We start from the raw sequence: 11193 nt of genomic DNA, 5'->3' as shown, positions 1-11193 counted from the left end.
CATGGCCAACACCCCGCTCACGGTTCTCGACCTGGTGCCGATCTCATCCGGGTCGACCGCGACCGCGGCACTGCGCAACAGCATCGACCTGGCCGGGCAGGCCGAACGGCTCGGCTACGCCAGGTACTGGTTCGCCGAGCACCACCTCAACCCCGGCGTCGCGGGCACCTCGCCCGCCGTCGTCCTCGCCCTCACCGCGGCCGCGACGTCCACCATCCGGCTCGGCTCCGGCGCGACCCAGCTTGGGCACCGCACGGCCCTGTCCACCGTCGAGGAGTTCGGGCTGCTCGACGCGTTGCATCCCGGCCGGTTCGACCTCGGCCTCGGCCGGTCGGGCGGCAAACCGGCCCCGGCCGCAAGGCAGCCCGTGCTGACCGGTGCGGCGGCCGTGGTCGACGGCCGCACACCCGGCGGCCTGACGATCCCGGCCAATCGGTTCTCCCCCGAGCACCTGGTGCGCTCGCCGCGGTTCGGGCTGCACAAGGGGCTGCTCCGCCAGCCCGGCGCCGAACCCCAGCCCTACGACGAGCAGATCGCCGACATTCTCGCCCTGCTGGCCGGCACCTACGTGTCCGCCGAGGGGGTCGAGGCGCACGTGATCCCCGGTGAGGGCGCCGACGTGCAGGTCTGGATCCTGGGCAGCAGCGCAGGGATCAGCGCCGAGGTCGCCGGCGCGCGCGGCCTGCGCTTCGCCGCGAACTACCACGTCAGCCCGGCCACCGTGCTGGAGGCCGCCGAGGCGTACCGGGCGGCGTTCACGCCGTCGACCGAGCTGGCGCGTCCGCACGTCAGTGTGTCCGCCGACGTCGTCGTCGCCGAGGACGAGGCCACCGCGAGGGAGCTGGCCACCGGCTACGGCCTGTGGGTGCGCAGCATCCGCAGCGGCGAGGGCGCGATCCCGTTCCCCACGCCGGACGAGGCCCGCGCGCACGCCTGGACCGACCAGGACCGGGCGCTGGTCGCGGACCGCGTCGACACCCAGTTCGTCGGCTCGCCTGGGCAGGTCGCGGACCATCTGGAGGCGCTGCGCGACGCCACCGGGGCCGACGAGCTGATCATCATCACCATCACCCACGACCACGCCGACCGGGTCCGCTCCTACGAGCTGCTCGCCGCCGAGTGGAACCGACGATGACCGCGTCCCGGCGCGTGAGGGAGTCGACATGACAGTCCAGGCCACCGAGCGGGCGGGCTTCGTTCACCAGTGGGAGCAGTGGCACGCCGAACACGAGCGCGCCGTCGGGGATCCGCACGGCTTCCTCGCGGTCACCAGCCTGCGGTGGTTGACCGCCGAGCCGACCCGCTTTCCCGACGCGCCGGGGGAGTGGTCCAGCACCGCGGCCGGCGTGACGGTCGAACTCGCCGACGGCGAGGAGCTGACCGTGCACGGCACCGCGGTGCGCGGCTGGCACGACTTCGGGATCATCGCGGAGCGGGCGAGCGTCCTGGCCGGAGCGGGCGACGCGGTGGTCGAGGTCGCCAAGCGTGGCGGGCACGACATCCTGCGCCCACGGCACCCCGACCACCCGCTGCGGGTCGGCTACACCACCACCCCGGCCCACGCCCCCGACCCGCGCTGGGCCGTCAGCGGCCGGTTCCTGCCGTTCGAGTCGCCCCGCGCCGTGACCGTCGGGGCCGCGGTCGAGGGGCTCCAGCACGTCTACGACGCCCCTGGCCAGGTCGAGTTCGAGCTGGCCGGCCGGACGCACCGGCTGACGGTGTTCAACGGCGCGCGCCCAGGGAGCTTCCACCTGCTGTTCACCGACGCCACCTCCGGCGTGACGACCTACCAGGCGAACCGCAGCCTCTCCATCGCCGAGCCGGACGACCGGGGCGCGGTCGTCATCGACTTCAACCGGGCGACCAACCTGCCCTGCGCCTACACCGACCTGGCGACCTGCCCGCTGCCGCCGGCCGAGAACCGGCTGCCGGTCGCGGTCGAGGCGGGCGAGAAGATCCCGTACGAGCGCACCGGCGGCCGATAGGCCACACCCGCTAGCCCTTTGCGGCCCGCGCCAGCCGGTCCGCGAGGGCCAGCACCCCGGCCCGCACCTCCGCCGAGCCGAGCACCGTGAACGGCAGCTCCATCGCCGCGAGCTGCCCGGCGTACCAGCGAGGGTTGTCGGTGCTGCCGTGCAGCAGGCAGCTCTGCGCGTCGACGGGGCTCAGCCGGCCCAGCGTCCGGGAAACGCACCGCGCCGCCAGCTCCACGGGCGCGTCGATGCGGACCTCGACCTCGTACCTCCACCCGTCCGCCAGGTGCTCCTCGACCTCGCGCACCGGGTCCTGGTCGGCCGGGGGATCGTAGGAGCCCTCGATCGGCTCCGCCTGCGTGATCCGGTCGACCCGCAGCACCCTGCGGGCGTCGGCGGTGTGCGACCAGCACAGCAGGTACCACCGCCCGTGCCGCACCACGACGGCCCACGGGTCGACGACCATCTCCCGGCCGTCGGCGCTGCTCGTGCGGTATCGGATCCGGAGCCTGCGGCGGCTCTCGCACGCCTGCGCCACGGCTGCGGTGAGCTGCGGGTCCGGGCTCGCGGCCGCGTCGCCGGGGTTTTGGGCGCTCACCCGGCGCATGGCCTCGACCGGGGCGGCCGCCGAGGCCGGCAGCACGCGCACGATCTTGCCGAGCGCGGTGGCCACGGGGTGGTCCCCGTCGGTGCCCCCGTGCCACCCCTGGAGCACCGCCATCACCAGGCCGAGCGCCTCCGGCGCGTTGAACATCAGCGGCGCGACGCGCAGCCCGCGCCCGATCCGGTACCCGCCGTACGGTCCGCTGACCGACTCGATGGGCACGCCGGCCTCCCGCAGGATGCCGACGTACCTGCGGGCCGCCCGGTCGGACACCCCGATGCGGGCCGCAAGGGCCTCCCCGGTGACCCCCGGCTTGTTCTGGATCAGCTCGAGCGCCAGCAGGGCGCGCGCGGTGGGGCTCACCTCGAGTGACATCGCGACCACCATCGGATTCAGGAAGCGGATCGTCCGGGAGCGATCGTATCGTCCACGTCATGACCCAGGACCTGATCACCGAACCACCGGTCGCCGGCAACGAGCTCGACACCCTGCTCGGCACCCTCGAACGCAATCGCAGGGTGCTCGAGTGGAAGTGCGCCGACCTCGACGCCGCCGCGATGGCCACCACCGTGGGAACCTCCGCCATCACCCTCGGCGGGCTGCTGCGCCATCTCGTGCGGGTCGAGCAGAGCTCGTTCGAGTGGAAGCTGCACGGCCGCGTGCCACAGCCCGTCTGGTCCGCCGAGGACTGGGACAGCGACTGGGTGTGGACGGCCGCCGACGACCCCGACGCGGTGTGGCGGGACTGGCGCGCGGCCGTCGAACGGTCCCGCGGCCTCATCGCCGAGGCCATGGCGGACGGCGGGCTGGACCGCGCGCGGGGACAGGAGTTCCCCGGCTGGGGCGTGCCGAGCCTGCGTCGGCTCCTGGTCGACATGATCGAGGAGTACGCCCGCCACAGCGGTCACGCCGACCTGATCCGGGAGGCCATCGACGGCCGCGTCGGCGAGGACGCCCCGCGATGACCGCCCTCGACGGTGACCCGTGGTGCCACGGCGAGCGGGAAGGCGACTGACCGGGTGCAGCTCACGTTCAGCGGCGAACTCTGGTACTGGCGGGGACCTTCGCCGTGGTACTTCGTCACCGTTCCCGACGAGCAGTGTCGGGAACTGGAGGATCTCTCCAGGTTCGTCAGCTATGGCTGGGGCATGATCCCGGTGACCGCCACCATCGGCGCGACCACCTGGCGGACCTCCCTGTTCCCCAAGGACGGCCGCTACGTCGTTCCGGTGAAGGCGCAGGTGCGCAGGAACGAACGCGTGGAGGAGGGCCAGGCCCTGACCGTGGTCCTTGCCGTGCGCGAGTGAGCACCGCGCGCCCGCGCCGTGCGCGGGCCAGACGCACCGGGTTGGTGATAGCCGACGAAGCCGGCAGCCAGTGTTCGTCGCCTCTGACGGACCGGCGGCCGCGCCGCAGTGACACGGTGGTGCCATCGTGGCGACAACCGGGTGAGAGGCGGCGCGCGTGCCGAAGACCAGCGAGGAACTCCAGGTCCTGCTCGATCAGTGGGCGCTGGAGGCCAACGTGCCCGGTGCCGTGGTGGGTGTCCTGCACGGCGGCGAGGAGTCGGTGCTCACCACGGGAGTGTCCAGTGTGGACACCGCGTCGCCGGTCGTCGATGACACGCTGTTCATGATCGGCTCGACGAGCAAGACGTTCACCGCGGCCGCGGTGCTCGCCCTGGCCGAGGACGGCCTGCTCGGGCTGGACGAGCCGATCGTGGAGTACCTCCCCGGCCTCCGGCTGGCCGATCCGCTCGCCAGGAAGACGATCACGCTGCGGCACCTGCTGACCCACTCGGCCGGTTTCCTCGGGGACGTGGGCATCGACACCGGCTGGGGGACGGACGCGCTCGCCGGCGCGGCCGACCAGTTCGACGAGCTGCCGCAGGTGTTCCCGCCCGGCGAGGTGTTCTCCTACAGCAACACCGGGTTCATGCTCGCTGGCCGCGTCGCCGAGGTCGTGTCGGACACCCCGTTCGAGGACCTGGTGCGCACGCGGCTGCTGGAACCGTTGGGCATGAACGACTCGATGTTCCTGCCGTGGGACGTGCTCACCCGCCGGCACGCGGTCGGCCACACCGTGCGCGAGGGCGTCGCCGCCGTCGCGCACACCATCGGCCTGCCGCGGTCGGCCGCGCCGGCAGGCGGGCTGTGGTCCACGGCCCGAGACCAGCTCCGCTGGGCCCGGTTCTTCCTGACGGGACAGGCGGACGGCACGCCACCGATCAGCGACGACACCAGGGCCGCGCTGTGGCGCCCGCAGCGCGCGGCCGCGTTCCCCGCCGAGGAGATCGGGCTGAGCTGGATTCGGCTGCGGCACGGCGGAGCCGAACTGGTTCGGCACGGCGGCAACGTGAGCAACCTCCAGCTGTCGGAGTTCGTCACGCTGCCGAGCGAGGAGTTCGCCGTCACCGTGCTGACCAACAGTTCCGGCGGTTCGGTGTTGGGGCCCAAGGTGGTCGACTGGTGCCTGGAGAACCTGGCGGGCCTGCCGCCGATCGAGAACAAGCGGACGTTGCCCCGGTCGCCGCAGCAGTTGGCCGAGTACGCCGGACGCTACGAGACGGGCAACCTGGTGTTCGACTTCTCCGTGCTAGACGACGCCCTGGTGGCGCGGATGGTCGTGGTCGGCCACGAGATCGACTCCCCGCCCGCCTTCGAGGTCGCCTTCGTGGCCGACGACGTGGTGGCCAGGGCGACGGACACCCGCAGGCCGAGCGCCCGCTTCCTGCGGGACGAACAGGGCGGGGTTGCCATGGTGGAGTTCGGTTTCCGGACCGCGCTGCGGCTCACGCGGACCTCCTGACGCGCGCCCTGTTCCGTCGACGAGCGCCGGGCGGGGCACCGTCGCCCCGCCCGGCGCTCGTGGACCAGTGAGAACGGCGCGACCGCTCTCAGGGATGACGACGGTCCTGGCGCGACACCTCGTCCTCCTCGTGCGCCGCCGCCACTTCGGGCGAGCTGGCGAGGTGGACGCGGTCCCTGCCGGCCTCCTTCGCGCCGTACAGCGCGGTGTCCGCGGCGAGCTGGAGGTCGTCGAGGCCGGTGATGCCGGGGCTGGGATAGAGCGCGCCGCCGATGGAGATGGTCAGGCCGGTCACCTGCGGCGGCGCGGTCTGGTCGGTCGCGGCGACGTCGAGGACGAGCGCCTTGACCTGGTTGCGGATGCGTTCGGCGATCGCGCGCAGCTCGGTGACGTTGACCTCGGGCAGCAGGATGGCGAACTCCTCACCGCCCCAACGGCAGGCCGCGTCGTAGCTGCGGACCGTCTCGGTGATCGCGTCGGCGACCGCGCGCAGCACCTCGTCGCCCGCCAGGTGGCCGAAGGTGTCGTTGAGGCGCTTGAAGTGGTCGAGGTCCAGCATCAGCACGGCCACGCTGGTGCGCGTGGCCACCGCGCGGCGCAGCGCGCTCTCGGCGATCTGGTGCCACCACGTCGGGGTGTACAGGCCGGTCTTGCCGTCGGTGCGGGAGGCGTGCCGGAACTGGGTGAGCAGCACGCCCCGGTGCATGGCGACCAGGCCGAGGATGATCCCGACCAGCAGCCGGGGATCGAACTCCAGGAGGCCGGCCGCGGCAAGGCCGAGGCCGAGCGCGCCCGCCTCGATCACCTGCTCGCTGAACTCGCTGACGATCTGCGCCGCGCGCAGATCCGGTGAGGACACCAGGATCGCGCCGAGGATGAGCGCGTAGTTGATCAGCCAGCGCAGCACCGCCGCCACCAGCACCAGCGCAATACCGAGCCATCCCAAGGGAATCCCCGGGTGCGCGCCCGGCGCGGCGGCGAGGACGATGGCGGAGGCCTGGGTGGCCAGCAGCACGGTCGCGGCGGAGAACACCCACTTGTACAGCGGGCGTCGGCCGCGCCAGACCCGCAGCCACACGTAGGTCTGGGTGAACACCACCAGCGCGCTGGCCAGCGGGGCGGGCAGCACGAGCACGGCGGCGAAGTGCCACGGCGTCAACCCGTCCACGAACGGCCCCGACCCCGCGGCCAGTTTGCGGACCCGTTCGATGCTGCGGGACAGCTCGACGTGCACGATCGAGCAGCCGATGAGGATCGCCAGCCGGGTCCAGTCGGCCCCGGTGATCGGCAGCAGTCCGGCCGTCGCGGCGGTCGCCGCCACCGCAAGTAGGTCGACCGCGAGGACGTAACTCAGGACAGGACGGGGCGTGGTCCACAGTTCGTGGCCTCGGACCCATCGCCATGGTCTGCTCACCTGGCGACACCCCCCGGTGTCTCACGAGGACGCATGCCCACGTTCGTGTCGGCCAGCGTAACCGAACTGGCACACGTGGTAACTGTTCTCCTGGGAGACCATTGGAGCGTTACCCGGTTGGCGCAACGAGGCCATGGGCATGGGCGGGACAGCGGGCCCGTCACGAAGGAGGTGAACGGTCATGCGTGAGAACACCTGGCGGCGTGAGAACACCTGGACGTGATCCCTGCTCGCCCACCCAGCGGTGCTCGGCCCGGTGTTTCCCGGGCGGTCAGCCGCTGGCCGCGTCGAGGCCGGCCTCGCCCCGCCCCACCGAGGGTCGGGGCGAGGCCGCGCGCGCCCATGCCGAGGCCGCGAGGGCGGCGGCCAGCACCCCTGTCGCGCCGGCGAGACCGACCACGGCGGCCGGCGTGAGCACCTGGGCGAGCAGTCCGGCCGCGACGATGCCGAGGCCCTGCGCGGTCTGCATCGCCGCGCTCGCCAGGCCGATGGCCTGGCCCCTGGACGCGTCGGGCACGTTCCGCACGAACGTGGCCTGCACGACCATGTCGTGCGCGGAGAAGAACCCCGACAGCGCCCACAGCGCCACCGAGACCACCAGGACCGGAGCAAGCCAGGTCGGTAGCAGGATCGCGCAGCTGGCGACGGCCAGCGGGCCCATCGCGCGCAACCGCCAGTCCGGGCGGACGTTCTTGAGGGTCAGCATGCCGAGGACCGAGCCTGCGGGGATCGCGGCGAGCAGCCAGCCGACCGCCGGTGTCCCGCCGTGGATATGTGCCGCGTAGGGCACCGCGATGCCCTCGGGGATGACGTAGAAACCGTTGACACAGGCCAGTCCCACGAGCGCGCGGAGCCGCCGGTCGCCGAGCACCAGGGTCGCCCCCGCCCGCAGCGACTGCCACCACGAGCGCGGCGAGTGACCGCTGATGTCGTTGCCCGGTGGGCGATGCGCGCGCACGCCGAGTGCGATCAGCGCGGCCGACAGGGCGAAGGTGGCCGCGTCGATCACCAGCGTCGTCCGGGTGCCGAGCGCGGTCACCAGGGCGGCGCCGACGCCGATGCCGCCGACCAGGCCGAGCTGGTCGGTGGTGCGCATGACGGCGACGCCGACCACGTACCGGTCGCCGGACAGGATCGCGGGCAGGATCGCGTTGCGGGCGGCGGAGAACGGCGCGGCGGGCAGCTGCACCAGGCACAGCAGCACCACCATGACCGCGATCGGTTGGCCGGGCAACGCCATCACCGCGACCAGCGCGGCGCGCGCCACGTCGGCGACCACCATCACGGTGCGGCGTGGGAGGCGGTCGGCCAGGCCGGCCAGCAGCGCCCCGCCCGCGAGGTTGGGCAGGATGGTCATCGCGAAGGTCAGCGCCGTCCAGGCCGGCGAGTGGGTTCGGTCGAACACCAACACCGACAGGGCGACCCGCGCGAGCTGGTCGCCGATCCTGGACTGCGCGTGCGCGAGCCACAGGACGCGGAACTGGCCGACGGCGAACACGTCCCGGAACCGCGCGGGCCGCTCGGTGCCTGTCGCCTCGTCCGCCACGTCGCCCCCTGGCCTCGCCCACGCTGGATCAGGCCACCATGGCATGGCGTAGTCGCGGGATGATCCTGAATCACCAAAGTGGCGCGAACCCGTCACGGGCGTGCACGTGCGCCGAGTGGTCCGGACGAATGGCGCGGGCGTGAAACCAACGGTAAACGCTTTCACGCTACGGTGGGGGGCCGCCGCCGCTCTTCACCGACAGACAGGATCGGGATGAAAACGACACGAGTGGCGGCCGGGCTCGTCGGCGCGCTGATGGTCACGCTGTGGTGCACAGGAGCCGCGTCGGGGGCGAGTTCGCCGCACTCCGTGCGGGTCACCTCGCTGGCCGCGCTACAGAGCGCGGTGGACGCGGCAAAGCCGGGCGACGAGGTGCTGCTGGCGGACGGCGTCTACAACGCGGGCACCGCCGTCACGATCCGGCGTTCCGGCACCGCGACCGCGCCGATCACGGTCAGCGCCGAGCACATCGGCAGGGCGCGGATCACCGGATCGACCGGGTTCGCCTTCTCCGGGGCCTCCTATGTGGTGCTCAGGGGCTTCCAGCTGCGGCACGGCGGCTCGCTCCAGGTGCCGCCCGGCAGCACCCACATCCAGCTCACCCGCAACGACGTGCAGCTGACCGGAGCCGGCAACTGGTTCACGGTCTCCGGCGACGACGCGCAGGTCGACCACAACATCTTCCACGACCGCACCAGCCAGGGCGTGTTCCTCCAGATCCTCGGGCCGGCCAACGACATGGCCAAGCGGGTGTGGGTGCACCACAACTACTTCTACAACCACGCCTTCGCCGGAGCCAACGGCGGCGAGTCCATCCGGCTCGGGCTGAGCGACCACCAGTCGTATTCGGCGAACGCGATCCTCGAGTACAACCTGTTCGAGAAGGCCAACGGCGATATCGAGGCGATCTCGGTCAAGTCGTCGGACAACATCGTCCGCTACAACACCATCCGCGACAGCCGGGGCTACATCGTGCTTCGGCACGGCAACCGCAGCGTGGTCGAGGGCAACCTGCTGTTCGACTCCGGAATCCGCTTCCACGGCAACGACCACCGGATCGTCAACAACTACGTGGCCAACACCGGCGGCAGGGACATCGTGTTCGGGTCCGGCGACGAGGCCGACAGCGGGCCGACCAGCAAGCTGCACGACCGGCCGGACCGGGACACCGTGGCGTTCAACACCCTGTTGGGCTCGGGCGACCTGGTGCACGGCGACGGCGGCAAGTTCGATCCGAAGGACTGCGTGCTCGCCGACAACATCATGGTGGGCACCTCGGGCAGCGCGGTGGCCATGCCGACCGGCTCGATCGTCAAGTACCAGGGCAACATCGTGTGGGGCACGGCCCCTGGCTCCATCCCGACGGGCGGCTACCGGTCGGTCGACCCGAAGCTGACCAAGGACGCCGCCGGGCTGTTCCGGCTGACCTCGGGCAGCCCGGCGATCAACGCCTCGGTGGGCAGCTATCCCTACGCCGCGAAGGACTTCGACCTTCAGGCGCGGGTCGGCGTGTTCGACATCGGCGCGGACGAGTACGTGGCCAGCGGCGTCACCAGGATTCCGTTGACCACCAACGATGTCGGGCCGAACTCAGCCTGACGTCGAGTGTCCGCGTCCCTGGCCGGCGGGTCCGACGACCTGCCGGCCGGGGTCTCCGGCCGGGTGTTGGCCGGGGATCGGGTGGTCGGACCCCGCTGATCGGTTCCGCCCATCGCGCGGCGATGCGCCGATTCGGGCCGCCGCGCCGACATCGTCCGGTTCCGTGCCCCGCTATGCGAATAATCCGACGCGCTCCGGCGACCCGTTGGGCCGCGTCGAGCCACCTGAATGCAGCAGTCGCGCGCGACACCTCGCGAGGACAACCCGACATCGCGGACGAACCCGAATCCCGGCCTCACTCGATAGGGTGACATCACGCGTTGAATGGTTGACGTGACAGCGTTTCAGGTTTTGCGCGTGGCCGATAGGTCGAAGTGAAGGTCACTCGGCCGTTCGACGTGAGAACGGGGCCACCCGCCGCTCCTGTCGCCCTACACCACCAGCGCAAAGATTTGTTCGGGCATTATTTCCTTCCGTGGGGCGAGATTCCTTCGGTGGGACGTTCGGTCGCGCCGCGGAATCTCGGGAGCCACACACAACGCGGCTCCCTGCTGTCACAGGGAGCCGCGCGGTCGTTGTCACCCAACAGCCGTAGGACATAGGGAATAACAACATGGCCAGTGTAGGACCAGCCGGATTCAGCTCACCAGCCCAGAACGGGGGTAGAACCTCATCTCATCGGGTCACCGACCGGGCGATCGGTGACCGACCGTCGAGACCTCGCGGTCGGTCGCGGCAGGAGATCGGCGGCGCCTCAACGTTTTCGCAGGACCCCGGCGCCAGGATCGTGCCGACGCGGTGCTGCGGCACCGGTCCGCGTCATCGCCGCGTGAGCCGGTCCTGGTGGTGCCTGGTTGACCGGGTGGTGAGCGAGTGGGGCGACGCCCTGCGGGTGTCGTTGCTGTTGCTTGTCGTGTTCGGCGGGCTGGTGGCGGTGCTCGAGACGGTGGTCGGCCTCGGCGCCCTCGCGGTGTGGCCGGGGCTCGGCGTCCTGGGCTGCCGGCTGCTCGGGAGTCGATCGCGTCGGAGCGCGGTCTAGGGGGTGTCCTGCGGGTCTTGTTCGATGGGAGTCGGGATCGAGGTGGTTCCTGGCGGTGCCGCCGGGCCGGCCTCATACCGGGTTGTATTCGGGTGGTCCGGCGGTGCCGTCAGGGGCCGCCTCGGCCCGGCTAGCGCGGACAAGATCCACGGGACACCCCCTAGCAGGTGCTCCCGGCCGTCCCCGGCGGGTGTGTCCTGCCGGGGCCGG

10 protein-coding genes are annotated in these 11193 nt (G+C 71.8%); 7 read left to right on the top strand and 3 right to left on the bottom strand.

The window, feature by feature from the left end; translation table 11 throughout:
* Position 1: 1 nt before the first annotated feature.
* Positions 2-1135, top strand: a complete 1134-nt coding sequence (locus F0L68_RS11660; protein WP_149849537.1) for an LLM class flavin-dependent oxidoreductase — start codon at positions 2-4, stop codon at positions 1133-1135.
* Between the two features lie 28 nt (positions 1136-1163).
* The gene (locus F0L68_RS11655) at positions 1164-1985 is read left to right on the top strand and encodes a DUF1684 domain-containing protein (protein ID WP_149849536.1); all 822 of its coding nucleotides are present in this window, start codon (positions 1164-1166) and stop codon (positions 1983-1985) included.
* Positions 1986-1995: 10 nt separating this feature from the next.
* Here F0L68_RS11655 and F0L68_RS11650 read toward each other — a convergent pair whose 3' ends face one another.
* The gene (locus F0L68_RS11650) at positions 1996-2952 is read right to left on the bottom strand and encodes a helix-turn-helix transcriptional regulator (protein WP_149849535.1); all 957 of its coding nucleotides are present in this window, start codon (positions 2950-2952) and stop codon (positions 1996-1998) included.
* Between the two features lie 59 nt (positions 2953-3011).
* Between F0L68_RS11650 and F0L68_RS11645 the strand changes: the two genes are divergently transcribed.
* From F0L68_RS11645 to F0L68_RS11635, 3 genes are all read left to right on the top strand, one after another.
* Entirely contained in the window at positions 3012-3542 is a 531-nt protein-coding gene (locus tag F0L68_RS11645) for a DinB family protein (protein ID WP_149849534.1), read from the top strand.
* A 54-nt stretch (positions 3543-3596) separates the two neighbouring features.
* Positions 3597-3884, top strand: coding sequence for a DUF1905 domain-containing protein (locus tag F0L68_RS11640; RefSeq protein ID WP_149849533.1), 288 nt, complete (start codon positions 3597-3599; stop codon positions 3882-3884).
* 157 nt (positions 3885-4041) lie between these two features.
* Positions 4042-5385 carry a serine hydrolase domain-containing protein gene (locus tag F0L68_RS11635; RefSeq protein WP_149849532.1) on the top strand — a complete coding sequence of 448 codons (1344 nt, stop codon included), beginning with the start codon at positions 4042-4044 and terminating at the stop codon, positions 5383-5385.
* Between the two features lie 88 nt (positions 5386-5473).
* Here the strand turns inward: F0L68_RS11635 and F0L68_RS11630 are convergent, their stop codons facing one another.
* Together F0L68_RS11630 and F0L68_RS11625 are read right to left on the bottom strand one after the other, a co-directional pair.
* Positions 5474-6799, bottom strand: coding sequence for a GGDEF domain-containing protein (locus F0L68_RS11630; protein ID WP_223198712.1), 1326 nt, complete (start codon positions 6797-6799; stop codon positions 5474-5476).
* A gap of 271 nt (positions 6800-7070) precedes the next feature.
* Positions 7071-8345: an MFS transporter gene (locus tag F0L68_RS11625; protein ID WP_223198711.1), complete on the bottom strand. Its 1275-nt coding sequence runs from the start codon at positions 8343-8345 to the stop codon at positions 7071-7073.
* 213 nt (positions 8346-8558) lie between these two features.
* Between F0L68_RS11625 and F0L68_RS11620 the strand changes: the two genes are divergently transcribed.
* Positions 8559-9944 (top strand): polysaccharide lyase 6 family protein, encoded by a 1386-nt coding sequence (locus F0L68_RS11620; protein ID WP_223198710.1) that lies wholly within the window; start codon positions 8559-8561, stop codon positions 9942-9944.
* Positions 9945-10773: 829 nt separating this feature from the next.
* Positions 10774-10983: a hypothetical protein gene (locus F0L68_RS11615; protein ID WP_149849530.1), complete on the top strand. Its 210-nt coding sequence runs from the start codon at positions 10774-10776 to the stop codon at positions 10981-10983.
* Positions 10984-11193: the final 210 nt, after the last annotated feature.

The sequence above is a fragment of the Solihabitans fulvus genome (genome assembly GCF_008386585.1).
GTDB lineage: Bacteria > Actinomycetota > Actinomycetes > Mycobacteriales > Pseudonocardiaceae > Solihabitans > Solihabitans fulvus.
Note: the sequence above shows the minus strand (reverse complement) of the source record. Positions and strands in the feature narration are given on the sequence as shown.